This window comes from Streptomyces sp. NPDC037083 (genome assembly GCF_055606485.1).
In genome coordinates this window covers 393,848-417,541 of sequence record NZ_JBVJSQ010000001.1, presented here as the reverse complement: position 1 = coordinate 417,541, position 23,694 = coordinate 393,848, and the positions used below count along the sequence as shown (strand labels likewise).

At 71.5% G+C, this 23,694-nt stretch carries 22 protein-coding genes; 8 read left to right on the top strand and 14 right to left on the bottom strand.

Features of this window, described 5'->3' with window-relative positions; all coding sequences use genetic code 11:
- Complete coding sequence (locus ACZ7DE_RS01930; RefSeq protein WP_470756885.1) at positions 1 to 555, bottom strand: peroxiredoxin; 555 nt, start codon at positions 553 to 555, stop codon at positions 1 to 3.
- Positions 556 to 688: 133 nt separating this feature from the next.
- Between ACZ7DE_RS01930 and ACZ7DE_RS01925 the strand changes: the two genes are divergently transcribed.
- The 4 genes from ACZ7DE_RS01925 to ACZ7DE_RS01910 all read left to right on the top strand — a co-directional run bounded on the left by ACZ7DE_RS01925 (position 689) and on the right by ACZ7DE_RS01910 (position 3,631).
- Entirely contained in the window at positions 689 to 1,648 is a 960-nt protein-coding gene (locus ACZ7DE_RS01925; protein ID WP_470756883.1) for a LysR substrate-binding domain-containing protein, read from the top strand.
- 177 nt (positions 1,649 to 1,825) lie between these two features.
- Positions 1,826 to 2,743, top strand: coding sequence for a MarR family transcriptional regulator (locus ACZ7DE_RS01920; protein ID WP_470756881.1), 918 nt, complete (start codon positions 1,826 to 1,828; stop codon positions 2,741 to 2,743).
- 68 nt (positions 2,744 to 2,811) lie between these two features.
- Entirely contained in the window at positions 2,812 to 3,198 is a 387-nt protein-coding gene (locus tag ACZ7DE_RS01915) for a roadblock/LC7 domain-containing protein (protein ID WP_470756879.1), read from the top strand.
- A 4-nt stretch (positions 3,199 to 3,202) separates the two neighbouring features.
- Positions 3,203 to 3,631, top strand: coding sequence for a hypothetical protein (locus ACZ7DE_RS01910; protein ID WP_310432451.1), 429 nt, complete (start codon positions 3,203 to 3,205; stop codon positions 3,629 to 3,631).
- Positions 3,632 to 3,689: 58 nt separating this feature from the next.
- Here ACZ7DE_RS01910 and ACZ7DE_RS01905 read toward each other — a convergent pair whose 3' ends face one another.
- From ACZ7DE_RS01905 to ACZ7DE_RS01885, 5 genes are all read right to left on the bottom strand, one after another.
- Complete coding sequence (locus ACZ7DE_RS01905; protein ID WP_470756876.1) at positions 3,690 to 6,065, bottom strand: ABC transporter permease; 2,376 nt, start codon at positions 6,063 to 6,065, stop codon at positions 3,690 to 3,692.
- Positions 6,062 to 6,751 carry an ABC transporter ATP-binding protein gene (locus ACZ7DE_RS01900; protein WP_470756874.1) on the bottom strand — a complete coding sequence of 230 codons (690 nt, stop codon included), beginning with the start codon at positions 6,749 to 6,751 and terminating at the stop codon, positions 6,062 to 6,064. The genes ACZ7DE_RS01905 and ACZ7DE_RS01900 overlap by 4 nt, the downstream gene beginning before the upstream one ends.
- Complete coding sequence (locus ACZ7DE_RS01895; protein WP_470756872.1) at positions 6,748 to 7,272, bottom strand: PadR family transcriptional regulator; 525 nt, start codon at positions 7,270 to 7,272, stop codon at positions 6,748 to 6,750. Before ACZ7DE_RS01895 ends, ACZ7DE_RS01900 begins: the two co-directional genes overlap by 4 nt.
- Positions 7,273 to 7,414: 142 nt before the next feature.
- The gene (locus tag ACZ7DE_RS01890) at positions 7,415 to 7,669 is read right to left on the bottom strand and encodes a type II toxin-antitoxin system antitoxin (protein ID WP_470756870.1); all 255 of its coding nucleotides are present in this window, start codon (positions 7,667 to 7,669) and stop codon (positions 7,415 to 7,417) included.
- Positions 7,666 to 8,625, bottom strand: a complete 960-nt coding sequence (locus ACZ7DE_RS01885) for an SPFH domain-containing protein (RefSeq protein ID WP_470756868.1) — start codon at positions 8,623 to 8,625, stop codon at positions 7,666 to 7,668. The genes ACZ7DE_RS01890 and ACZ7DE_RS01885 overlap by 4 nt, the downstream gene beginning before the upstream one ends.
- Positions 8,626 to 8,904: 279 nt before the next feature.
- On the opposite strand from ACZ7DE_RS01885, the gene ACZ7DE_RS01880 reads away from it, so the two are divergent.
- Entirely contained in the window at positions 8,905 to 11,343 is a 2,439-nt protein-coding gene (locus tag ACZ7DE_RS01880; protein WP_470756866.1) for a transglycosylase domain-containing protein, read from the top strand.
- Positions 11,344 to 11,549: 206 nt separating this feature from the next.
- On the opposite strand, the gene ACZ7DE_RS01875 is transcribed toward ACZ7DE_RS01880, so the two are convergent.
- The 4 genes from ACZ7DE_RS01875 to ACZ7DE_RS01860 form a co-directional block, all read right to left on the bottom strand.
- Positions 11,550 to 13,673 carry a SpoIIE family protein phosphatase gene (locus ACZ7DE_RS01875; RefSeq protein ID WP_470756864.1) on the bottom strand — a complete coding sequence of 708 codons (2,124 nt, stop codon included), beginning with the start codon at positions 13,671 to 13,673 and terminating at the stop codon, positions 11,550 to 11,552.
- Positions 13,674 to 13,990: 317 nt separating this feature from the next.
- Positions 13,991 to 14,683 carry a cytidylyl-2-hydroxypropylphosphonate hydrolase gene (gene fomD / locus ACZ7DE_RS01870; RefSeq protein WP_470756862.1) on the bottom strand — a complete coding sequence of 231 codons (693 nt, stop codon included), beginning with the start codon at positions 14,681 to 14,683 and terminating at the stop codon, positions 13,991 to 13,993.
- A 73-nt stretch (positions 14,684 to 14,756) separates the two neighbouring features.
- Entirely contained in the window at positions 14,757 to 16,142 is a 1,386-nt protein-coding gene (locus ACZ7DE_RS01865) for a class II fumarate hydratase (protein WP_470756860.1), read from the bottom strand.
- Positions 16,143 to 16,392: 250 nt separating this feature from the next.
- Complete coding sequence (locus tag ACZ7DE_RS01860) at positions 16,393 to 18,060, bottom strand: fumarate hydratase (protein ID WP_470756858.1); 1,668 nt, start codon at positions 18,058 to 18,060, stop codon at positions 16,393 to 16,395.
- Positions 18,061 to 18,203: 143 nt separating this feature from the next.
- Here ACZ7DE_RS01860 and ACZ7DE_RS01855 point away from each other — a divergent pair, with 143 nt between their 5' ends.
- Positions 18,204 to 18,908, top strand: coding sequence for a DUF1707 SHOCT-like domain-containing protein (locus ACZ7DE_RS01855; protein ID WP_470756856.1), 705 nt, complete (start codon positions 18,204 to 18,206; stop codon positions 18,906 to 18,908).
- 131 nt (positions 18,909 to 19,039) lie between these two features.
- The gene (locus tag ACZ7DE_RS01850; protein ID WP_470756854.1) at positions 19,040 to 19,411 is read left to right on the top strand and encodes a WhiB family transcriptional regulator; all 372 of its coding nucleotides are present in this window, start codon (positions 19,040 to 19,042) and stop codon (positions 19,409 to 19,411) included.
- 95 nt (positions 19,412 to 19,506) lie between these two features.
- On the opposite strand, the gene glpX is transcribed toward ACZ7DE_RS01850, so the two are convergent.
- Entirely contained in the window at positions 19,507 to 20,541 is a 1,035-nt protein-coding gene (glpX, locus tag ACZ7DE_RS01845; RefSeq protein ID WP_470756852.1) for a class II fructose-bisphosphatase, read from the bottom strand.
- A 126-nt stretch (positions 20,542 to 20,667) separates the two neighbouring features.
- Here glpX and ACZ7DE_RS01840 point away from each other — a divergent pair, with 126 nt between their 5' ends.
- On the top strand, positions 20,668 to 21,192 hold the full coding sequence (locus ACZ7DE_RS01840; protein WP_470756850.1) for a DUF4245 domain-containing protein: 525 nt from the start codon (positions 20,668 to 20,670) through the stop codon (positions 21,190 to 21,192).
- A gap of 97 nt (positions 21,193 to 21,289) precedes the next feature.
- On the opposite strand, the gene ACZ7DE_RS01835 is transcribed toward ACZ7DE_RS01840, so the two are convergent.
- From ACZ7DE_RS01835 to xseA, 3 genes are all read right to left on the bottom strand, one after another.
- Positions 21,290 to 21,880: a malonic semialdehyde reductase gene (locus ACZ7DE_RS01835; RefSeq protein WP_470756848.1), complete on the bottom strand. Its 591-nt coding sequence runs from the start codon at positions 21,878 to 21,880 to the stop codon at positions 21,290 to 21,292.
- Positions 21,881 to 22,046: 166 nt separating this feature from the next.
- Complete coding sequence (locus ACZ7DE_RS01830; protein ID WP_470756846.1) at positions 22,047 to 22,301, bottom strand: exodeoxyribonuclease VII small subunit; 255 nt, start codon at positions 22,299 to 22,301, stop codon at positions 22,047 to 22,049.
- 43 nt (positions 22,302 to 22,344) lie between these two features.
- On the bottom strand, positions 22,345 to 23,610 hold the full coding sequence (xseA, locus tag ACZ7DE_RS01825) for an exodeoxyribonuclease VII large subunit (RefSeq protein WP_470756844.1): 1,266 nt from the start codon (positions 23,608 to 23,610) through the stop codon (positions 22,345 to 22,347).
- Between the last annotated feature and the right edge of the window lie 84 nt (positions 23,611 to 23,694).

Below are 23,694 nucleotides of genomic sequence, written 5' to 3'. Positions count from 1 at the left end.
TCACTCCCCGGCCAGCAGCTTGACCGGGTCGAGGGTGTCCTCGCCCTTGGTCCAGTTGCAGGGGCACAGCTCGTCGGTCTGCAGGGCGTCCAGAACCCGCAGGACCTCCTTGGGGTTGCGGCCGACGGAGCCCGCGGTGACCATCGTGAACTGGATCTCGCGGTTGGGGTCCACGACGAAGACGGCGCGCTGGGCGAAGCCGTCCTCGCCCTCGATGCCGAGGTCGCGCATCAGCTCGTGCCTGGAGTCGGCCAGCATCGGGAAGGGCAGGTCGGTCAGGTCCGGGTGGTCCTTGCGCCAGGCGTGGTGGACGAACTCGGAGTCACCGGAGAAGCCGAGGATCTGCGCGTCGCGGTCGGCGAACTCCTCGTTCAGCTTGCCGAACGCGGCGATCTCGGTCGGGCAGACGAAGGTGAAGTCCTTGGGCCACGCGAAGACCACGAGCCACTTGCCCTCGTAGGACTTGTGGTGGATCTGCTCGAACTCCTTGCCCTTCTCCAGCGAGACGCAGGCGGTCAGTTCGAACTCCGGGAACTTGTCACCGACAGTGAGCACACGCTCTCCTTGCAGCGAAGGAGCGTCCGGATCGCGGACGCTTCCCTTGGGTTGGACAACCTTGATCGTGGCACAGGGTGCATTGATTCAGGAAATGGCTATACTCGATTGTGTTGATCGGAGGTGGTTATCAGTGACTGTGGGTAACGCGGGGGCCAGGAGCCGACCGCCCAGTCTGGCCCAGCTCCGCGCCTTCGCGGCCGTCGCCGAGCATCTGCACTTCCGGGACGCGGCCGCCGCCATCGGCATGAGCCAGCCCGCCCTGTCGGGCGCCGTCTCGGCTCTGGAGGAGACCCTCGGCGTCACCCTCCTGGAGCGTACGACCCGCAAGGTGCTGCTCTCACCGGCGGGCGAGCGGCTCGTCGTCCGGGCCAGGGCGGTGCTGGCGGAGGTGGAGGCGCTGATGGAGGAGGCCGACGCCGTGCGGGCGCCCTTCACCGGAGCGCTGCGCCTCGGCGTCATCCCCACCGTCGCGCCCTACCTCCTGCCGACCGTCCTGCGCCTGGTCCACGAGCGCTACCCGCACCTCGACCTCCAGGTCCACGAGGAGCAGACCGCCGGCCTCGTCGACGGCCTGCACACGGGCCGGCTCGATCTGCTGCTGCTCGCCGTCCCCCTCGGAGTGCCGGGAGTCGTCGAACTCCCCTTGTTCGACGAGGACTTCGTGCTCGTCACGCCTCCCGACCATGTGCTCGGCGGGCGGGAGGGCATCCCGCGTGAGGCGCTCCGGGAACTCAATCTGCTGCTCCTCGACGAGGGGCACTGCCTGCGCGACCAGGCGCTCGACATCTGCCGCGAGGCCGGCCGCGGGGACGCGCCGGTGACGACCACGGCCGCCGGGCTGTCCACCCTCGTCCAGCTCGTCGCCGGCGGCCTGGGCTGCACGCTCCTGCCGCGCACCGCCGTCACCGTCGAGACCGGCCGCAGCACACAGCTCCTCACCGGCTCCTTCGCCGACCCCGCGCCCGCCCGCCGGGTCGCCCTGGTGATGCGCACCGGCGCGGCGAGGGGAGCGGAGTACCGGGAGCTGGCGGACGCGCTCCGGGAGGCGCTGCGACCGCTTCCCGTGCGGGTGCTCGGCAGCGACGACTGAGGGCCGTCAATCGGTCAAATGAGCGCCGAACAAAGCGAATTGAGCACAGGGGCAGAGCAACTTCCGTCAGCTGAGGGCAGGTCGGAAATCCCTCGCTGGAATATGCGCGCCGGCTGATACACCTTCCCTCCTCAGCGCTACGCGTCAGGCGTGTGTGCGAGAGGCCCAAGGGGAGTGATGTCGGGCTACGAGCTGCTGGCGTGCGCCCTTGCCGCGTGCGGCCGGGACGGCTTCACCGGAGAGGTGCGGGTGTCCGGCTCGCCCGGCGGAGCCTTCCATCTGCATGGCGGGCTGGTCGTCGCCGTCGAGTCGCCGGGCGCGCCCGCCCCGGAGGCGCTGCTGCTGCGCTCCGGCCGGATCGGCGGCGAGGAGTGGACCGCTCTGGTGCGCGAGTCCGGCGGCGCGCGCTGGCCGGCCGCCGGCCTGATCGCCCACGGCTACGCGGGGGCCGCCCAGCTCCGGGTGGTCTGCGCGATGGCCCTCCAGGACGCCGCGTTCGCAGTCGTCGCGGGCAGCGTCGACGGCTGTGAACGCGGTCCGGCGACCGGGCCGCCGCCCGCGGCGGTCGCGGTGGGCGAACCGCCCACCCGGCTGCTCCAGGAGGCCTCCCGCAAGCTGCGCGCGCTCCTGGCGCTGCCGTACCCCGTACGCCCGGACCGGGAGAGGCCCCTGCCCGCCGCCGTCTCCTGCGCGGCGTCCCGCCTCGGGGAGCTGCGGTGCGAGCTGCTCGCGCACGCCGACGGTCGACGCACCTCCCGCGACCTGGCCTTTCGCACCGGGCGCGGGGTCTACACCGTCACCGTCGAGGTGGCCCGGATGCTCGGCGAGGGGCTCCTGGAGTGCGCGGACGCGCCCCGCCCCATCCCGGTCCGGCTGCCCGCGGACGGAGGCGGGGTACGGCCCCGGGAACCCGCGCCGCCCGCCGCGCCGCCGCAGGCCCGGCCGCCGGGTGCGGAGCCGCCGGGCACGGAGTCGGCGGCGCTGCCCCGCCGCCGGCCCGGCGCCAGCGGCATCAACGAAGCCCTCACGCCGGAGCGGAACGGCGGCGCCGGCTGGAAGGAGTTCTTCCGCCTACGGAACCCCACGGCGAGATGACAGCCCCACGCAGAACCCCCACAGACAGAAGACGGTCACATGCGATCAGAACCAGGGGAGTTGCCTTCATGGATCACAAAGCCCTCGCGCGGGAGATGCGCGGCCTGCGCGAGCAGGTGACCGGCATCACCGACACCGCGGTGGCGGCGGCCGACGGACTGCTCATCGCCGCCGACACCGCCGACTTCATCGACCCGGAGGGCCTCGCCGCCCTCGCCGCAGCCGGCCTCGGCCTCGCCCGCCGCACCGCGGAGGCGACCGCCCGCGGCGCCCTGCACCGCACGGTGGCCTACGGCAGCCACGGTTGCGCCGCGTTCTACGCGGTCGGCGACACCGCGCTGATGGTCGTGCTCGGAGACGAGGGCATGGACGTGGAGCGCCTGCACACGGCGACCCAGCCGGCCCTGCGCCGTATCGACCTGATCCTCACCCAGAAAGCCGCCGAAGGAGTCTGAAGGGATGGCGACAAAGCGTATGACCCCCGGTTTTTCCGACCAGGTGATGGGCCTGGTCAAGTCACTGCGTACGGATGCCCCCGACTGCGTCGCCTCCGGCGTCGTCGACATGGCCACCGGCATGCTGCTCTCCTACGAGACCGTCGACAACCACCCGCCCGAGGTCCTGGACCTGCTGGCGGGCGCCACGCTCGACCTGTTCCAGGGCCGCACGGTGGTGATGATCGAGGACGTCTTCAAGGAGCGCCGCGGGATCCAGAGCGACAACCACTTCTTCCAGGAGATCCTCGTCAACAGCGAGAACCTCACCCACCTGTTCGTGCGGATGACCGAGCAGCAGGACGTGGTGGCGGTGGTCGTCTGCCGCAAGTCGGTCAACGTGGGCATGCTGTTCGCCCAGGTGCGGAGGGTGGTGCGGGAGTACCAGCTGTGAACGCCGACGGTCCCTCCCCGGGCGGGGAGGGACCGTGTGCGCCCGGGGCGTGCGACGGCTATTCCGTGCGCAGCCCGTCCGGCCGCATCAGCCGCAGCAGCGGCGGCAGGCTGAGCAGCGTCACCAGCAGGACGACGGCCGCGCCGCAGCCGGTCATCGTCAGCACGCTCATCCAGTCCACGCTCACGGCCGTGCCCGTCATCCGCAGCAGCACGGCCCCGAGCGTGAGCCCCACCGTCGAGGCCAGCAGCAGGCCCAGCGCGATCGGGATCGCCGTCTGCCACAGCACCGACAGGCTCAGCGTGCGCCGCCGGGTACCGAAGGCGACCAGGGCGGACAGCAGCTTGCGCCGCTCACGCAGCTGCTCCAGCTGCGAGACGAGCAGGCTCGCGCCGATCAGCAGCAGCACACAGGCCGAGCCGACGAGCAGACCGGTGCGGATGGAGGTGAACTGCTCGTTCTGCTTGGTGGAGTACCAGTTCATCGGGCGGGCCATCGGATCCACCTGGAACGCCGTGTTGCGGGCGTACTCGTACGCGTCGGGCACGGACTCGTCGAACGAGAGGTACAGCTGGCCGCTGACCAGCCGCTCGGCCGCCTTGGGCAGCGCGCTCGGCGTCATCAGGAAGCCTCCGCGCTCCCAGTCGGTGAGGCCCTTGACCGACTGGGCCGTCGTGACGCCCGCGGGCACGGTCCAGACGATCTCCTTGCTGCCCTCCGGGGTGGACTGCTCGAGGTACAGCTTCTTGCCGGGCTTGTTCAGCCGCGGACCCTCCGTGGAGTACTCGGCGCCGTCGACCACGAAGATGTCGCCGTCCTTGCACGAGGGAAGCTTCGCCAGCTCGCGCAGGGCCTGGCAGTCGCCCACGGTCAGCGCCGTGCTCACGTCCGGGCCGTTCTCGCCGTTCCAGGAGGAGTCGCCCAGGTAGCCCTCCCACAGGGCCGTGACCTTGCGGACGGCCTTGGTGTCGGCGAACTTCCGGGCCGTCTCGGCCATCGGGGCGCCGTCCGGCACCTGGATCTGCATCTGCGCCCGGGTGACGTCCCGGCCGGTGGCCTCGGTGTAGTCGCTGTCCACGCCCGCGAACAGCATCTGCAGCGCGATCGCCCCGGCGACCGCCACCGCGATGCCGTTGACCATCCGGGCCGCCGTGCCGCTGCTCAGCTGCAGCCGTCGCACGGCCAGTTGCCAGGCGACGCCGCCCGAGCCGAGCCTGGCCACGACCGTCTCCACGAGCCAGGGCAGCAGGGCGGTGATCCCGATGAGGAGCAACAGGACGCCGCCGGTCACCAGGTACTTGTTGAAGTCCCCGTTCTCGCGGCCCTGTCCGATCATCGGATAGAGCATCGCGAGGCCCGCCACCGGCATCAGCAGCCGCCACCACAGCCTTCGCCGCGCGGGCTTGGCCGCCCTCACCACGCCGAGGGGTTCGATCACCACACCGCGCAGCGCGAAGAGGGTGACCAGCACCGCGGCCGTCGGCACCGCCAGCGCGACCACCGCCGCGAGTGCGGGGGAGGGGTCGAGATAGCTGGGCCACACGCTGACGCCCATCACCTCGACCGAACCCGCCGCCTGACGGCCGATCAGGAAGAAGACCGTGCCGAGAACCAGGCCCAGCAGGGAGCCGGCCATCGCTTCGCCCGCCGCGATCCGCCGGGTCATCCGGCCGTCGGAACCGATCAGCCGGAGGGCGGCGAGCCTGCGGTCGCGCCGCTCGCCGCCGAACCGCACGGCCGCGGCGATGAACACGGCCACCGGCATCAGCAGCACCACGATCACGACGAGGATCAGCAGGACCAGCACCGGGTCGGCCCGCTCCTTCGTCGGCTCGGGGTTCCCGAACTCCTTCAACCGGGTCGCCCCTCCGCCGTCGAGGTGCGCGGCGAGCCCGGAGGCGCCCGTGTAGTAGGCGAGTTCCTGGGAGCCGACCAGCCCGCTCTCCCCGATCGTCCCGACGACGCGGTAGGGCAGCCGCTCCCGCAGCAGCGCCGCACCGTCGGTGGCGAGCAGCTTCTTCAACGCGGGCGAGACCACCATGTCGCCCTTCGCCGGGAACCGGCCCAAGCCGGGCGGCAGCGGGGCGTGAGCCCCTTCAGGCTCCACCAGCCGGCCGCGTACGTCCTTCTCGCGGAACGTCGTGTCGGCGTCGGCGATCAGCAGGGTGTCGTCGCCTCTGGGCGGCGCCGTGTCCGAGAACATCCAGTCGAGCCGGGCCTCTTCGCGGTCGTGGCGCACCGCGATCGCGTTCGGCACCGCCGTCGTCAGCAGCAGGACGGCGACGCCGAGCCCGACGCCGACCGCTGTCAGCACCGCCCGGACCCAGCCCTCCCGCCCGCCGGCGAAGGCGAAGCGGACCCCCATCCCCAGGTCCCGGGTCCTGCCCCACGTCCGGCCCCGCTCGCCCGTGAGGCGCCCCCCGCGCGGGTTCATACGACCCGCTCCATGTCCCGCGACTTCCCGTCCCGTACGACGATCTCGCGGTCGGAGTAGGCGGCCACCCGTGCCTCGTGCGTGACGAGGACGACGGCCGCGTTGGCCGACCGGGCGGCCTCGGTGAGCAGCTCCATCACGCGTTCGCCGTTGAGGGAGTCCAGGGCGCCGGTCGGCTCGTCGGCGAACAGCACCCGGGGGTTGGTGACGAGCGAGCGCGCCACGGCGACCCGCTGTCCCTGTCCGCCGGAGACCTCGCCGGGCCGCTTTTTGCCGACGTCGTCGACCTCCAGCCGCTCCATCCAGGCCAGCGCGGTGCGCTCGGCCTGCTTGCGCGGGGTGCCGTTCAGCCGCAGCGGCAGCGCGACGTTCTCCACGCAGGTCAGTTCCGGCACGAGCTGACCGAACTGGAACACGAAGCCGAACTCCGAGCGCCGCAGCTGGCTGCGCTGGGCGTCGGTCATCGTCGCGAGCTCACGGCCGTCGTACAGGATCGAACCGGAGTCGGGCGTCACGATGCCGGCGAGGCAGTGCAGCAGCGTCGACTTGCCGGACCCGGAAGGGCCCATGACGGCGACGACCTCGCCGGGGTGTATGGAGAACTCGGCGCCGTCCAGCGCCATGGTCGGGCCGTACGCCTTGCGCAGGTCCTCGGCGACGAGCAGGGATCCCCCGGGAGCGTTCACGCGTGCACCGCCGCCTTCAGCTTGTCGAGACGCGCGGCGGCCAGTTCCAGCCAGCGCAGGTCGGCCTCGAGATGGAACAGGGCGTGGTCGCAGATCAGCTGGTCTGCCAGGTCGCCCTTGCGCTTGCGGTCGGTGAGGATGCGCATGCTGCGCAGGTGCTCGGACCGCTGGGTGTCGAGGATGTCGGCCGCGTCGCGGTGGGTCAGCAGCGCGAGGACGATCTTGGTGTACAGCGTGGACTGCAGGTACGGCTCGGGCTTCTCGGGCGTGGCGAGCCACTGCCCGACGTCGGTGACACCGGCGTCGGTGATCGCGTACCGCTTGCGCTCGGGGCCGCCGCCGGCCTCGATGCCGTCGACCTCGACGAGACCGTTCTTCAGCAGACGCGACATCGTCGAGTAGACCTGGCCGTAGTGCAGCGGCCGGTCGTGACCGAACTTCTCGTCGAAGGCCCGCTTGAGGTCGTAACCGTGGCGGGGCCCGGACTCCAGGAGTCCCAGGAGGGTGTGACCGATGGACATGGGAGGGACTGTACATGCGGTGTATACCTGGCGTGTATACGCGGAGTGCGCAGGTGGCAGCGGGGGGTGTGAGTGCCCAGGTGGCGGCCGATTGTCACCGTTTCGCTACAGGGGCGGCGCCTGCCGTGGGAGGCGAGACCTCTCAGTGCGGCGGGCCCGGGTCGGAGCCCCCCGGAGGCCGCCCGCGGCGGGGCAGCGGCCCGGCGTCACCGGGCAGCCGCCCCGCCTCCTTCAGGGCCTTGCGCAACAGGAACTCGATCTGGGCGTTCGCCGACCGCAGTTCGTCCGAGGCCCACCGGGCCAGCGCGTCGTGGACCAGCGGGTCGAGCCGCAGCAGCATCTGCTTGCGCTGCTGCGGCCGACGCCGAGGGGCCGAGCCCTCTTCGGGCGGGGTCACTGGTAGAGGGTTCCGGTGTTCAGTACGGGCTGGGGCGCCCGGTCCCCGCACAGCACCACCATCAGGTTGGACACCATCGCCGCCTTCCGCTCCTCGTCCAGTTCCACGATGCCCTGCTCGGCGATCCGGCCGAGTGCGGCCTCGACCATCCCGACGGCCCCGTCCACGATCTCGCGCCGCGCCGCGACCACCGCGCCCGCCTGCTGCCGCTGGAGCATCGCCGAGGCGATCTCCGGAGCGTAGGCGAGGTGGGTGAAGCGGGACTCGATGATCCGCACCCCGGCCGCCTCCACGCGCGCGTGCAGCTCCACGGCGAGCTTCTCGGTGATCTCCTCGGCGTTGCCGCGCAGCGAGAGCCCGTCCTCGTCGTGCGAGTCGTAGGGGTACTCGATGGCGATGTGCCGCACGGCCGCCTCGGTCTGGGTGGCGACGAACTCCAGGAAGTCGTCCACCTCGAAAGAGGCCTGCGCGGTGTCCTGCACCTTCCACACCACGACCGCGGCGAGTTCGATCGGGTTGCCGTAGGCGTCGTTGACCTTGAGGACGGCCGTCTCGTGGTTGCGCACCCGGGTGGAGATCTTCGCGCGGGAGGTGAAGGGGTTCACCCAGCGCAGTCCGTCCTCGCGGATGGTGCCCCGGTAGCGGCCGAAGAGCTGCACCACGCGGGCCTCGCCCGGCGCCACCGTGTTCAGTCCGCACATCGCGAGGAACGCGGCGACTGCGACCAGGATGCCGACGGTGATCAGTGCCGCCTTGAGGCCGGTCGCGGTCGCCACGGCGCCCGCGGCGATCAGTCCGGCGCCGGCCAGCAGTCCGGCCAGGCCGAGCAACAGCGCGAGCCCACCGCCCACGCTGTGCGCGGGGAACTCGTGCACGCGCGGGGCGGGCATCTCGGGTATGTCGACGGCGTCGGTGACGCCCGAGGGGTCGTGTGCCGAGGGGTCGTGTGCGGACATGGTGGGTCCCCGTTTCTCGTCAGCAGCCGTTTCAGTGATCGGCTGTCTAGCTAAGTGATATCACTTTTACGCGTGCTGGCAACCCTGTACCCCTCTCGCACGTCGAATCGGTGGGAAGGTTTCGCCGGTTCCACCGCGCGGGGTGCTGATTCTCACGCCCCCCGAAGGCCGGATCGGGGCCGCCTCGTCATAGACAGCGGTGTTAGCTTTCTGAGCTGACCTGCCCCTGCCCCCGGGCACTGGTGTGACTGCCGAGTAGGAAGCGGAGCGAGCGGACTCATGGGACGAGCGGAAGAGAGACGAGCGCGACAGCGCGGTGGCCGCCGCGCGGCGCCCAGGAACCGCTCGACGGAAACGGAGTCGGTGGCGCCCCCCGCCTCCGGGACCGCCGCCGGCGCCGCAGCCGGGACCGGGCCCGCGACCGGCGGCCGCGCCGCGGCCCGAAGAGGCGCGAAGAAGGCCGGCAAGGGCGGGAAGGGCAGGGCCGGCAAGAAGGACAAGAGCTTCATACGCAGGCTCTTCACCTGGAAGAAGATCCTCGGCACGTTCCTCGGCCTCGTCGTCGCCGTGATCGGCGCCCTCGTCTGGCTGTACGTGAGCACCCCGATCCCCAAGGGCAACCCCGACGCCGCCCTGCAGAGCAACGTCTACAAGTACGGCAACGGCGCGATCCTCGCCCGCGACGGCGACGTCAACCGCGAGAACGTCGACCTCGCCAAGGTCCCCAAGGCCGTCCAGCACACCTTCGTCGCGGCCGAGAACAAGACCTTCTACACCGACGCCGGCGTCGACCTGAAGGGAACCGCCCGCGGTGTCCTCAACACCCTGATGGGCAAGGGCGCGCAGGGCGGCTCGACGATCACCCAGCAGTACGTCAAGAACTACTACCTGTCCCAGGAACAGACCGTCACGCGCAAGCTGAAGGAACTGGTCATCTCCCTCAAGCTGGACCGGGAGAAGGACAAGGACTACATCCTCGCCGGGTACATCAACACCAGCTACTACGGCCGCGGCGCCTACGGCATCCAGGCCGCCGCCCAGGCCTACTACCGCAAAGACGCCGACAAGCTCTCCGTCCAGGAGGGCGCCTACCTCGCCGCGCTGCTCCAGGCGCCCAGCCAGTACGACTGGGCCTCCGCCTCCGACACGGGCAAGCGGCTGGTCACGGCCCGCTGGAACTACGTCCTGGACAACATGGTCGAGCAGGACTGGCTGAAGAAGTCCGAGCGCGACGCCATGACGTTCCCGACGCCCAAGGACCCCAAGGCCGCACCCGGCAAGGAGGGCCAGGTCGGCTACCTGGTCGACGCGGCCAACGCCGAACTGGCCCGCCAGCTCGTCGCCCAGGGCGCCGCCGACGACCTCGAGTCGGCCACCGCGCTGGTCCGCAAGGGCGGCTGGAACATCGAGCTCAACATCGACAAGAGGAAGCAGAAGGCGCTGGAGGCCTCGGTCAAGGAGCAGCTGACCAGCAAGCTGGACAAGAAGAAGCGGCCGGTCGACGGCGACGTCCAGGCCGGCGCGGTGTCGGTGAACCCGAAGACCGGCGCGGTCGAGGCGATGTACGGCGGTACGAGCTACACCGACCACTACCTCAACAACGCCACCCGCACCGACTACCAGCCCGCCTCCACCTTCAAGCCGGTGATCCTCGCCGCGGCCTTCGACGAGAACGCCGTGACCCAGAAGGACGAGAAGATCACCGCGAACACGATCTACGACGGCACCAGCAAGCGTCCGGTCGTCGGCAGCGACATCGGCTTCGCCCCGGAGAACGAGGACGACCAGGACTACGGCGACGTCACCGTCCAGACGGCGCTGAACAAGTCCATCAACTCCGTCTTCGCACAGATGGGCGTGGACGTCGGCATGGACAAGGTGCTCAAGGTCGCCGACGACCTCGGCATGGACACCAAGGACCTGAAGGCGGTGCCGGCCCAGACCCTCGGCACCATGGGCGCGAGCCCCCTGCAGATGGCCGGTGTCTACGCCACCCTCGACAACCACGGCGTGAAGGTCACCCCGGCGATCATCAAGTCGGCGGAGAACAGCGCCCACCCGTCCTTCAAGCACACCGACCCCATCGGCGAGCGGGTCATCAGCCGTGAGGCGGCCGACTCGGTCACCTCGGTGCTCACCGGCGTGGTCGACGACGGCACGGCGAAGAAGTCCGTGCGGGACAACCCGCTGCGCAGGGGCCAGAAGGTCGCGGGCAAGACGGGCACCTCCGACAACAACAAGTCGGCCTGGTTCACCGGCTACACCCCCGACCTGGTCACCTCGGTCGGCCTGTTCGGCGAGTCCGCGAAGGCCCCCCACCCCCAGGTCCCGCTGACCGGCGCGACGACCGGCCTGAGCTCGGACGAGGGCCGCATCAACGGCGGTGGCTTCCCGGCGCAGATCTGGGCGGCGTACACCTTCGGCGTCTCCACCAAGGTCACCAAGTTCGACCTGGAGACCGACCAGGGCGCGGCGGTCCAGACCGCGCCGCCGTCCCCGACCTCGTCCCCGTCGCCGTCCTCGTCCCCGTCCTCGTCGCCCTCGCCCTCCTCGTCCCCGTCCTCGTCGCCGAAGCCGTCCTCGTCCCCGTCCTCGTCGCCGAAGCCGAGTTCGTCCCCGTCCAGCACACCCACGGGCAGCACGTCGACGGAACCGAGCACGGACGACCCGTCGACCGGATCGGGGGATCCGGGGGACCCGCTCTTCGGCGGCCAGTAGCGGCGGCCAGTAGCGGCCGCCGGCGGCCGAGAAGCGGAGCCGGCGGCCGAGAAGCGGAGCCGGCGGCCGGTAGCGGCGTCGGCGGCCGATACACGGCACCGGCTCGGCCGGCCGGCTGCGGAACAGCACAGAGGGCGCCCGGAGACTCCGGGCGCCCTCTCCTGTGCGTCTGCTCGCGGTCGTTCGCGACCGCTCGCCTGCCTGCGTCAGCTCCGGTTCAGCTCGAACCAGACCACCTTGCCGGTGCTCAGCCGGGTGGCTCCCCAGCGCCGGGCGAGCCGGTTCACCAGGTACAGCCCGCGCCCACCCTCGTCGGTCGCCCGGGCCTGCCGCAGCCGGGGCAGCTGGGGAACGTCGTCCCCCACCTCGCACCGCAGCACGTCGGTCCGCAGCAGCCGCAGCGTGACCGGCCGCGAGGCATACCGCACCGCGTTCGTGACGACCTCGCTGACCAGCAGCTCCACCGAGTCGGACATGTCCTCCAGGCCCCAGCGGGACAGCGCCCGCCGGGCCAGCCGACGAGCCCGCCCCGGCGCCGCGTCCTCCGGTTCCAGGAACCAGTACGCCACGTCGCTCGGCGCGATCCCGTCGAACCGGGCGGCGAGCAGCGCGATGTCGTCGTCCCGGTCGCCCGGGCCGAGCATGTCGAGCACCTCGTCGCACAGGGCTTCGAGCGGCGGCGGGTGGTCGGGCCCGGTCAGCTGGGCGGTCGCCGCGAGCTTCTCCCGCAGCTGCTCTATCCCGGTCGCCACGTCCCGCAGCCGGGACTCCACCAGGCCGTCGGTGTACAGCAGCAGCGTCGCCCCGGCCGGAGCGTCGAGTTCCACCGCCTCGAAGTCGACCCCGCCGACGCCGATCGGCGCGCCCGGCGGCACCCGCAGCACCTCGGCCCGGCCGCCCAGATGCAGCAGGATGGGCGGCGGATGCCCCGCGTTGGCGATGGTGATGCGATGCGAGACCGGGTCGTAGACGGCGTACAGGCAGGTCGCCATGCGGTCCGTGCCCAGCCGCTGGGCCTGCTCGTCGAGGTGGTGCAGGACCTCCTGCGGAGGCAGGTCGAGGCCGGCCAGGGTCTGCGCCGTCGTCCGCAGCTGCCCCATGATGGCCGCCGACGTCATGGAGTGCCCCATGACGTCCCCGACGACCAGCGCGACCCGGCTGCCGGGCAGCGGGATGGCGTCGTACCAGTCGCCGCCCACCCGCGCGGTCTCCGCCGCCGGCAGGTACCGGGACGCCAGCCGTACGCCCGTGGGGCGCGGCAGGGTCTCCGGCAGCATCGTGCGCTGCAGTTCGTCGGCGATGTACGCCTCGCGGTCGTACAGCACCGCCTTGTCGATGCCCAGGGCGCTGTGCGTGGCGAGCTGGGCGGCCACCAGCAGGTCGTCGTTCTCGAACGGAAAGCGTTCGGGGCGGCGCAGGAACACCGCGGCGCCGATCACCCGGCGCCGGCCGCGCAACGGGGCCAGGATCGCCCGCTGGCCGCCCGGGACGACCAATGTGCTCTCCTCGCCCAGGAGTTCGGGCAGTGCGGCACGAGCGGCCGGATTGTCGGCGAACACCGGGCGCACCCCGCGCAGCACCTCCGCGAGCGCCCCGCCGGGCCGTACCTCGCACATGTCCCCGACCGAGGCCGACAGCTCGGCGGTCAGCTCACCCGGTTCCGGGGGCGGCAGGGCCAGCGCCGCGAAACCGGTCTCGGTGTCCCGTTCCTCCGGGATGCGGTCGGTGCGGCGCAGCCGCAGCATGATGCGGTCCGCGGCGGGCCGCTCGTCGCCGACCGGCAGCGGATCGCGCAGATAGACCAGGATCGCGTCGGAGAAGGTCGGCACGGTGGCACGGCACAGCCCCATCACGATCTCGTCGAGGTCCAGGCCGCGGGCGATCCGCCGGGTCGCCGCGCCCACGAAGCGCAGCCGGTCCCCGTCCCGCCGCATCGGCGTGGGCCGGCCGGGCGACACCGCCCCTCCGGCGCGCCGCTCCGGTCCGCCGGGCGCGCGCTCCGGGCGCGGCTCGGCACCCGGCTGGGCCGGGATGGACTCGGGCACGGGGCGCGGCCGGTGGGTGTCCGGCTCCGCGGACGCGGACGGCTGGGAGTGCTCGGTGCCGGAACCCGCCTCCGGACCGGCCGAGGCGTCCTTCCCCGCAGCTCCCTTGCCGCCCATGGTGCCCTTTCCGCCTTTTTCACCCTTTCCGCACGCCGTCGCACCCGAGGGGTCGGGTGGTAACGCGGACGCACCGGGTGCGGGCGCCGGGGTATGCAGGAGTGCCCCACGGGGGTCCGTGGGGTCGACGCCCTGGGGGCGTTCGTAGGAGGTGGGCTGCTCCGTCACGCGTGTCGAATCCGTCCGTCCGGGGCTGCGCGCCGCGCACGCAGTTGGTCCCGCAGGAAACCCGATACCCGGAATACGTGTCCCCGGAACGGAATTCCCGCGTGGTCAGAGGTTGTTCCTGTGTCGCCGTTGGACCGCATGCGACCCTGGGAGCCTACGTGGAACGTCCCGCCGGTGTTTCCCTCGTGCCCCTCGCTCACGCCCTGCCGCCCCTCGGTGACGTTCGGTCAGACCCGGCGTCTGCTCCGGGAGTTACTGCCTGCGGTGCCTTGCGGAGGACGATCCTACGTTTGCCGCCCGGGGGCGCATCAAGGGTCTCACGTGGACAGGTGCGCGGGGGTGCGGTCCCAGTCCTCCGGCAGCAACGGTACGGCCCAGGACGGATCCGGGCGCCAGCTCTGCCAGCCCTCGTCGAAGGGCGGCCCCCAGGCGCGGATCGTGTCCACGGCCCGGCGGCCCGCCTCCCGCACCTGCCGGGCCACCGTCGCGTCCATCAGGCCGTCCTGCTGGGCCTGCGCGAACTCGTCCTGGTCCCGCCATTCCCAACTGCGGTCCGGGTAGACGCAGATGTCCAGAAAGTGATCCTCGGAGTCCACTCCGCCGTCCCAACGGGCCAGCGGATGCTCCAGGTTGACGTACCAGTTCTTGAACCGCCAGCCCGGCTCCCAGAACAGCCAGACCGACCAGGGCTCGCCGGGCCGGGCCACCTTCAGCACGCCGGTACCGAACCAGCGGTCGCGCTGCACGGTCCGCGGCTTGGTGTACCGGGTGTGCAGGGGCTCCCGGTGCAGCGGGGTGCCGTCCGCGAGCACGGGCTTGACGCACTCCGTGCCCGGGGCCATCCACACGGCGAGCAGTTCCTCGTCGTCGCGCACGACGGTGACCGGACGGGCGATGTGGAAGCGCGCCCCGCCGTTCTCCCGGTAGCGCCACAGGATCCGGTCCCCCGGCTCCCAGAAAGCCGCCGCACCGCCCGTTCCCACGCGTCTCACCGCTCCACCGTCTGCCATGAACAGATATTAGGTGCCATGGGCATACGACGCTGCGGCGCGCGTCACGGTTCTCGCGCCGGGGCGCGAATGGTTACGGGTGTGTCATCCGCAGGACATCCAGCGCCTCGTCGAGCTGCTGGAGCGTCAGATCACCGCGCTCCACGTACCCGCCCTCCAGGACCACCTGCCGGATCGTCCTGCGCTCCGCCAGCGCCTTCTTGGCGACCTTGGCGGCCTCCTCGTACCCGATGTACTTGTTGAGCGGGGTGACCACGGACGGCGAGGACTCGGCGTACTCGCGCGCCCGCTCCCGGTTCGCGGTGATTCCGTCCACGGTCCGGTCGGCGAGCAGCCGCGAGACGTTCGTGAGGAGCCGGATCGACTCCAGAACGTTCTTGGCGATGACCGGCAGCATGACGTTGAGCTCGAAGTTGCCCGCCGCGCCCGCCGTCGCCACGGTCGCGTCGTTCCCGACGACCTGCGCGGCGACCATCAGCACCGCCTCCGGGATCACCGGGTTGACCTTGCCGGGCATGATCGAGGAGCCGGGCTGGAGGTCGGGCAGGCTGATCTCGGCCAGGCCCGTGCGCGGCCCCGAGGCCATCCACCGCAGATCGTTGGCGATCTTCGTGAGCCCCACCGCGATGGTCCGCAGCTGCCCGCTGGTCTCGACGATGCCGTCCCGCGCGCCCTGCGCCTCGAAGTGGTCGCGCGCCTCCGTCAGCGGCAGCCCGGTGACCCGGGCGACCTCCTCGATGACGGCGGCGGAGAAGCCGGGGGGCGTGTTGATGCCGGTGCCGACGGCGGTGCCGCCCAGCGGCAGTTCGGCGAGCCGGGGGAGGGAGGCGGTCAACCGCTCGACGCCGTAGCGCACCTGGGCGGCGTACCCGCCGAACTCCTGACCCAGGGTGACGGGCGTGGCGTCCATGAGATGGGTGCGCCCCGACTTCACGACGTCGGCGAACTCCTCGGACTTGCGGCTGAGGGAGCCGGCGAGGTGCTCCAGGGCGGGGATCAGGTCGTGGGTGACGGCGGCGGTGGCCGCGATGTGGATCGACGAGGGGAAGACGTCGTTGGACGACTGGGAGGCGTTGACGTGGTCGTTGGGGTGCACGTCACGGCCCAGGCGCTCGGTGGCGAGGGTGGCGACGACCTCGTTGGCGTTCATGTTGGACGAGGTCCCGGACCCGGTCTGGAACACGTCGACGGGGAAGTGCTCGTCCCACTTCCCCTCGGCCACCTCGCGGGCCGCCTCCTGGATCGCCTCGGCGACGTCCTCGTCGAGCACCCCCAGCCGCGCGTTGACCTTGGCGGCGGCGCCCTTGATGCGGGCCAGGGCCTCGATGTGGGCGCGCTCGATGCGCTGGCCGGAGACGGGGAAGTTCTCGACGGCGCGCTGTGTCTGGGCCCGCCACTTGGCGTCCGCCGGGACGTGTACCTCGCCCATGGAGTCGTGCTCGATGCGGTAGTCGCTCATGCCCGGTACAGCGATCGGGAGGGCGGGGATGTTCCGCCCACCGCCCGATCGGGGACCGCCGTTCGCCCACCGGCCGCCCGGCCCGGGCCCGAGGGGCGTGTGGTCGAGCGTCGCGGTCGGGTGCGCAGTCGCAGGGGCGCGGGTCCTGGCGACCGGACCGCGACCCGACCCGACCCGACCCGACGTGACGGGCCGGGGCAGGACGGGTGGGGGCGGCGAGGACGAGACGGTCCGCGCCGCCCCTGCGGTGCTACGCCAGGCCCGGTCCCCGTACCGGGATCGACGTGAACGTGGGCGCGGGGGCCGGGTCCTGGAAGAAGTCGTTGCCCTTGTCGTCGACGACGATGAACGCCGGGAAGTCCTCGACCTCGATCTTCCAGACGGCCTCCATGCCGAGCTCCTCGTACTCGACGACCTCGACCTTCTTGATGCAGTCCTGGGCGAGGCGCGCGGCCGGACCGCCGATGGAGCCGAGGTAGAAGCCGCCGTGGGCGTCGCACGCGTCGGTGACCTGCTTGCTGCGGTTGCCCTTGGCGAGCATCACCCTGGATCCGCCCGCGGCCTGGAACTGCTCGACGTAGGAGTCCATGCGGCCGGCCGTCGTGGGCCCGAACGAGCCGGAGGCGTAGCCCTCGGGCGTCTTGGCGGGACCCGCGTAGTACACCGGGTGGTCCTTCAGGTACTGCGGCATCTCCTCGCCGGCGTCGAGGCGTTCCTTGATCTTGGCGTGCGCGATGTCACGGGCCACGACCAGCGGACCGGTCAGGGACAGCCGCGTCTTGACCGGGTACTTGGTGAGTTCGGCGAGGATCTCGTCCATCGGCTGGTTCAGGTCGATCCTCACGACGTCGGACGACTCGTCGAGGTGCTCGTCCGTGGTCTCCGGCAGGAACCGCGCCGGGTCCGTCTCCAGCTGCTCCAGGAAGACGCCCTCGGCGGTGATCTTCGCGACGGCCTGGCGGTCGGCGGAGCACGAGACGGCGATGGCGACCGGGCAGGACGCGCCGTGCCGCGGCAGACGCACCACGCGTACGTCGTGGCAGAAGTACTTGCCGCCGAACTGCGCGCCGATCCCGATCCTCTGGGTCAGCTCGAAGACCTTCTCCTCCAGCTCCTTGTCCCGGAAGCCGTGGCCGAGCGGCGAGCCCTCGGCCGGGATCTCGTCCAGGTAGTGCGCGGAGGCGTACTTCGCGGTCTTCAGCGCGTACTCGGCGCTGGTGCCGCCGACGACGATCGCCAGGTGGTACGGCGGGCAGGCGGCCGTGCCCAGCGAGCGGATCTTCTCCTCCAGGAACTTCATCATGGAGGCCTCGTTCAGGACGGCCTTCGTCTCCTGGTAGAGGAAGCTCTTGTTGGCCGAGCCGCCGCCCTTGGCCATGAACAGGAACTTGTACGCGCCGCCGTCGGTGGCGTACAGCTCGATCTGCGCCGGGAGGTTGGAGCCGGTGTTCTTCTCGTCCCACATGGTGAGCGGGGCCATCTGCGAGTAGCGCAGGTTCAGGTTCAGGTACGCGTCGTAGATGCCGCGGCTGAGGGCCTCCTCGTCGCCGCCGGAGGTCAGCACGTTCTGGCCGCGCTTGCCCATCACGATCGCCGTGCCGGTGTCCTGGCACATCGGCAGCACGCCCGCGGCCGCGATGTTGGCGTTCTTCAGCAGGTCCAGCGCCACGAACTTGTCGTTGCTCGAAGCCTCGGGGTCGTCGATGATCCGGCGCAGCTGAGCGAGGTGGGCCGGGCGCAGGTAGTGCTGGATGTCGTGGATCGCCTCCTCGGCGAGCTTGCGCAGCGCCTCCGGCTCGACCTTGAGGAACGTCCGCCCGTCGGCCTCGAAGGTGGAGACACCCTCGGAGGTCACCAGCCGGTAGGGGGTGGTGTCCTCTCCCATGGGGAGCAGATCGGTGTACGCGAACTCAGGCATCTCGCCCATTCCTCACTCGACAGACGGCGACCGCCTCCATTGGCGGGCGCCCACCAGCGTAGAACCTGGCGCCGGCGGCGAGCTTGTGAGGTAAGGCTCAGTCAGGGGTATCGCGATCTATCGTGTGTGGGTACCCTGCTGTCGTGGACCTTCAGAAGCAGACCACCCCCACTTCCGCCGCCTCCGCACCGGCCGCCGAGCTGCGCGCCTCCGACGCCGACCGCGACCGCATCGCCGACATGCTGCGCGAGGCCCTGGCGGAGGGCCGGCTGACCGCCGACGAGCACGCCGAGCGCGTCGAGGGCGTGCTGGCCGCCAAGACGGTCGGCGAGCTGGAGGCGTTCGTCCGGGACCTGCCCGCCGCGCACGAGCGGCGCGCGGCCCCCTCCTCCTTCTCCGCCCCCGCCCGGCCGACCGCCGGCGCCATCCCCGCCGACCCGGACGACAGCGTGGTCGCGATCTTCAGCAGCGCCGTCCGCAGGGGCCGGTGGCGTGCGGGCCGCCGCATCCACGCGTACGCGATTTTCGGCACCGTCGAGATCGACCTCACCGAGGCGCTCTTCGAGTACCAGCAGGTGGTGATCAAGGCGGTCTCGGTCTTCGGCAACGTCGAGGTCCGGGTCCCCGAGAACGTGTCGCTGCGCGGCACCGGCGGCGCGGTGCTCGGCAACTTCGAGGTCCACGCGCTCGACTCCCCGCAGCCGGACGCCCCGGTGGTCTACGTCGACGGCTGGGCGGTGCTCGGCAACATCGAAGGCCGGCCGAAGCGGGGCAAGCTCGTGGCGGACATCCTCGACCGGGTTCACCACAAGGTCGACAAGGGTCTGCGCAGACACCTGGACCGTTGACGGTCGTGAATCCGCCAAGGCCGGCGGCGGAGGCCCGGGGCGGTTGGAAACCCTGTGCATAGGCGCGCGCACAGCGGGTAGGCCTTGCTGCATCGTCTCTCGCTCGCGAAGCCGTCGTCAGGAGTAGACCCGTGCTGCAACCGCCGCATTCGTCCCTGCAGGTCGCCGCTGTCCCGGCCCCGCCGGTGCCAGCGCGCGACAGGGACCAAGACGCTCCCTGGCATACCGAGGCGGTGTGCCGCCGCGACGAGGCAGGCCTGTTCTTCGCCCCGTCCAAGGAGCCCACGGCCGCCCGGCTGTCCCGCGAGGAGGCGGCGAAGCGGGTCTGCGCGCGCTGTCCCGTGATGGTGGAGTGCCGCGAGCACGCGCTGCTGCAGCCCGAGCCCTACGGCGTCTGGGGCGGCCTCACCGCCGCCGAACGCCGCGTGGTCCTCGCCCGGCGCCGCCGCCGAGACGTCGAACTGCAGAAGGCGGCCAGGGGCCGCATAGCGCAGGCGGGATAGTCCGGGGCCCGGTGGCCCCGGGCCCAGCCGGAACACCGGAACATGAAACGGGCGCCCCCCTCCGCACCGGGGGGCGCCCGTTTTCCGGGACGGAGCTACTTCGCGCGATCGAAATCCACGGCGCTGTAGGCCCGCAGCTTGCTCAGCCGGTGCTCGGAGTCGATGCGCCGGACCGTTCCGGACTTCGACCGCATCACGATCGAGTCGGTGGTCGCGGTCTCCGACCGGTAGCGGACGCCCCGCAGCAGTTCGCCGTCGGTGATGCCGGTGGCGACGAAGAAGACGTTCTCGCCGGTGACCAGGTCCTCGGTGGTCAGCACGCGGTCGAGATCGTGACCGGCGTCGATCGCCCGCTGCCGCTCCTCGTCGTCCTTGGGCCACAGCTTGCCCTGGATGACGCCGCCCAGACACTTCACGGCGCAGGCCGAGATGATGCCCTCGGGCGTGCCGCCGATGCCGAGCAGCAGGTCGATGCCGGTGCCCTCGCGCAGGGCGAGGATCGAGCCGGCGACGTCACCGTCGGAGATCAGCTTGATGCGCGCGCCGGTCGCCCGGATCTCCTCGATGATCCCGGCGTGCCGCGGCCGGTCGAGGATGACGACGGTGACGTCCTCGGGCGTGGCCCGCTTGGCCTTGGCGACCCGGCGGATGTTGACCTCGACGGGCGCGTCGATGTCGACGAACTCGGCGGCCTCCGGGCCGGTGACCAGCTTGTCCATGTAGAACACGGCGGACGGGTCGAACATCGCGCCCCGCTCGGTGGCGGCGAGGACGGCGATCGCGTTGGGCATGCCCTTCGCCGTCAGCGTGGTGCCGTCGATCGGGTCGACCGCGATGTCGACCTCGGGCCCGGTGCCGTCACCGACGCGCTCGCCGTTGAAGAGCATCGGGGCTTCGTCCTTCTCGCCCTCGCCGATGACGACCACGCCGTTCATCGACACGGTGGAGACGAGCGTGCGCATGGCGCGCACCGCGGCGCCGTCGGCGCCGTTCTTGTCCCCGCGCCCCACCCAGCGTCCCGCGGCCATGGCGGCGGCCTCGGTCACCCTGACCAGTTCCAGGGCGAGGTTGCGGTCGGGGGCCTCGGAAGGGACATCGAGTTCGGACGGCAAGTGATGATGCTCGGTCATCGGAGCGCACCTTTCTGATACGACGACGGCCGGATGAGGGTTCGAGCCCGACTCTATCGTCAGTCCGACAAAATGAGCAGGGGACCCCACGGATGAGCGGCCCGGGCACCTGCGACGATAGGGGGCGTGGCAGGTTCGAACGGCAAGCAGAAGACGGCCCGGGACATGATCCTCTCCCTGGGGCTGATCATGATCGCGGCGTGGGTCATATACCTCTTCGTCCCGCACGAGGACCACGCTCCTGACGTCAAGCGGGTCGACTACCGCGTCGAGCTCCTCACGGCGCGCCGCGCGGCGTCGTACCCGGTGGCCGCGCCCGAGGGCCTGCCCGACACGTGGAAGGCGACCTCCGTGCGCTTCCAGGGTGACGCCTTCGATGCCTGGCACCTCGGTTTCCACGCCCCCGACGGGGAGTACGTGACCATCGAGCAGTCCACTCAGCGGCGCTCGCAGTTCATCGACGAGGCCAGCCAGGGCTCGACCGAGACCAAGGTCACCGAGCAGATCGGCGGCCGCACCTGGACCCGCTACAGCGGCGGCCGCTACGACGCGCTCGTCCTGCAGGGCGCCGAGGGCTCCACCACCGTGGTCGCGGGCACCGGCGGCTTCGGGCAGCTGGCGACGATGGCCGGTGCGCTGAAGCTGGCGTGACCGCCCGCAGACACGTCATGGGAAGGGCCCCCGGCGGTGATCGCCGGGGGCCCTTCCCATGACACGCGCGGGTGACTCACCCGGTCGGTTCGCGCCGTCAGACGGTGGTGACGACGTCGTCGTAGGCCAGTCGCGGGGAGCGCGGGTACCAGGCGCCCTCGCCGGGCCTGCCGATGTTCACGACCATCAGCGGGGTGTGGTCGTCGTCCAGGAACTCCTTGCGGACACCCTCGAGGTCCACGCCGGTCATCGGGCCGGCGGCGAGGCCCGCGGCGCGGACGCCGATGATGAAGTACGCGGCCTGGAGGGCGGCGTTCAGCGCGGCGGCGCCCTCACGGGCCGGACGCTCGCTGAAGAACAGGTCCTTGGCCTGCGGGAAGGCGGGGAAGAGGGTCGGCAGCTCCTCGTGGAACTCGTTGTCCGCGGAGAGGATCGCGACCAGCGGGGCGGCGGAGGTCTTGGCCTGGTTGCCCTCGGCCATGTGCTGCACCAGACGCTCCCGGGCCTCGGCCGAGCGGACCAGGGTGATGCGCAGCGGGGTCTGGTTGAACGCCGTCGGCCCGTACTTGACCAGGTCGTAGATCGCCTGGACCTGCTCGTCGGTCACCGGCTCGTCGGTGAAGGTGTTCGCGGTGCGGGCCTCGCGGAACAGCAGGTCCTGGGCGGCGGGGTCGAGAGCGAGAGACATGCGTGGACTTCCTCGGGTGAGTCGGATCCGCGTACCGGACCGTGGTCCGGATCGGCTGACGGGGTCGACGGTACGCGAGTGAAGTTCAAGGTTCAACAAAGGTCGGGGCGTGGTGATCCGCTTCACATGACCCGGCTTCACAGCCGCTCCGGACCACCGGAGCAGATCACTCCCGGCCCGCGCCCCCCGAGCCTCCCGAGCCTCCCGCGCTCCCCTCGTCCTCCTCGGCCAGCGCCGCGTCCAGCCGCGCCCGCGCACCCTCCAGCCAGCGCCGGCACACCTTGGCCAGCTCCTCGCCGCGCTCCCAGAGGGCGAGGGACTCCTCCAGCGTCGTACCGCCCGCCTCGAGGCGCCGTACGACCTCGATCAGCTCGTCGCGGGCCTGCTCGTACCCGAGCACCTCGTCCGTCCTGCTCGTCATGCAGCCATTCCCTTGCTCGTTCCTGCCTGGTTGCCGGCCCTGCCTAGCCGTCGACGCCGCCGTCCGCACCGCCTCTGCCGTCCGCACCGCCCCCGCCGTCCGCTGCGGCGACCCGGACGGTGAACTCGCCCTCGGCGACCCGGGCGCGCAGCACCTCGTCCGCCGTCACGTCCCCCGGGTCCCGGACCACGTGCCCGTCGGCCCGCTGCAGCACCGCGTACCCGCGCTGCAGCGTCGCGGCCGGCGACAGGGCCACCACACGCGCGCGTGTGTGCGTGAGCTCGGAGTCGGCGCGGTCCAGCAGGTGCCCGAGCGTGCGCCGGGAACGGTCGACGAGCGCGGCGACGTGATCGGCCCGTTCGTCGATCATCCGGTGCGGATCCTGTATCGCGGGCCGGGCGAGGGCGTGAGCGAGCCCGCGCTCCTCCCGCTCCAGATACGACTCCGCGCACCTGCGCGCCCGCCCGCGCAGCATCCGCACCCGCTCCAGCTCCTCGCCCACGTCCGGGACGACCTTCTTCGCGGCGTCGGTCGGCGTCGAGGCGCGCAGATCGGCCACATGGTCGAGCAAGGGGCTGTCCGGCTCGTGCCCGATCGCCGAGACGACCGGCGTGCGACAGGCCGCGACCGCGCGGACCAGCTGCTCGTCGGAGAACGGCAGCAGATCCTCCACGCTGCCCCCGCCCCGCGCGACGATGATCACGTCCACGTCCTCCAGGGCGTCCAGCTCCTTCACCGCCTGGACGACCTGCGTCACCGCGTGCACGCCCTGCACGGCGACGTTGCGCACCTCGAAGCGGACGGCCGGCCAGCGGTGCCGGGCGTTCTCCAGGACGTCCCGCTCGGCGGCGGAGGCCCGCCCGCACACCAGCCCGACGAGCTGCGGCAGGAACGGCAGCGGCTTCTTCCGCGCCGGGGCGAACAGCCCCTCCGCGGCCAGGGACTTCTTCAGCTGCTCCAGCCGGGCCAGCAACTCCCCGACGCCGACCGGCTTTATCTCCACGGCCCGCAGCGACAGCTGCCCGCGCGGCGCGTACCACTCCGGCTTCGCGTGGACGACGACCCGCGCGCCCTCGCCCACGACGTCCGCGACCGCGTCGAACACCTGGCGGTAGCAGGTCACGCCCACGGAGATGTCGTGCGACGGGTCCCGCAGCGTCAGGAAGACGACGCCCGCACCCGGGCGCCGCGACAACTGGGTGATCTGCCCCTCGACCCACACCGCGCCGAGCCGCTCGATCCACCCGCCGATGAGCCGCGAGACCTCGCCGACGGGCAGCGGGGCGTCCGCGGACGTGTTCACAGCCATGCCGACGAGAGTATCGGCCACGACCGACAAGCCCGGTCGGCGTGCGGGCGCCGGGGGTGCGCCCCCCGGTACGCGGGCGGCGGC

What these genes read in the sequence shown, in the direction of transcription:
- ACZ7DE_RS01830 (WP_470756846.1), bottom strand. Translation starts at nt 22,301, where the DNA reads ATGACGAGCAGGACGGACGAGGTGCTCGGGTACGAGCAGGCCCGCGAC.
- ACZ7DE_RS01860 (WP_470756858.1), bottom strand. Translation starts at nt 18,060, where the DNA reads ATGCCTGAGTTCGCGTACACCGATCTGCTCCCCATGGGAGAGGACACC.
- glpX (WP_470756852.1), bottom strand. Translation starts at nt 20,541, where the DNA reads ATGACCGAGCATCATCACTTGCCGTCCGAACTCGATGTCCCTTCCGAG.
- ACZ7DE_RS01835 (WP_470756848.1), bottom strand. Translation starts at nt 21,880, where the DNA reads ATGTCTCTCGCTCTCGACCCCGCCGCCCAGGACCTGCTGTTCCGCGAG.
- fomD (WP_470756862.1), bottom strand. Translation starts at nt 14,683, where the DNA reads ATGGCAGACGGTGGAGCGGTGAGACGCGTGGGAACGGGCGGTGCGGCG.
- ACZ7DE_RS01880 (WP_470756866.1), top strand. Translation starts at nt 8,905, where the DNA reads ATGGGACGAGCGGAAGAGAGACGAGCGCGACAGCGCGGTGGCCGCCGC.
- ACZ7DE_RS01920 (WP_470756881.1), top strand. Translation starts at nt 1,826, where the DNA reads ATGTCGGGCTACGAGCTGCTGGCGTGCGCCCTTGCCGCGTGCGGCCGG.
- xseA (WP_470756844.1), bottom strand. Translation starts at nt 23,610, where the DNA reads ATGGCTGTGAACACGTCCGCGGACGCCCCGCTGCCCGTCGGCGAGGTC.
- ACZ7DE_RS01865 (WP_470756860.1), bottom strand. Translation starts at nt 16,142, where the DNA reads ATGAGCGACTACCGCATCGAGCACGACTCCATGGGCGAGGTACACGTC.
- ACZ7DE_RS01885 (WP_470756868.1), bottom strand. Translation starts at nt 8,625, where the DNA reads ATGTCCGCACACGACCCCTCGGCACACGACCCCTCGGGCGTCACCGAC.
- ACZ7DE_RS01910 (WP_310432451.1), top strand. Translation starts at nt 3,203, where the DNA reads ATGGCGACAAAGCGTATGACCCCCGGTTTTTCCGACCAGGTGATGGGC.
- ACZ7DE_RS01905 (WP_470756876.1), bottom strand. Translation starts at nt 6,065, where the DNA reads ATGAACCCGCGCGGGGGGCGCCTCACGGGCGAGCGGGGCCGGACGTGG.
- ACZ7DE_RS01915 (WP_470756879.1), top strand. Translation starts at nt 2,812, where the DNA reads ATGGATCACAAAGCCCTCGCGCGGGAGATGCGCGGCCTGCGCGAGCAG.
- ACZ7DE_RS01895 (WP_470756872.1), bottom strand. Translation starts at nt 7,272, where the DNA reads ATGTCCATCGGTCACACCCTCCTGGGACTCCTGGAGTCCGGGCCCCGC.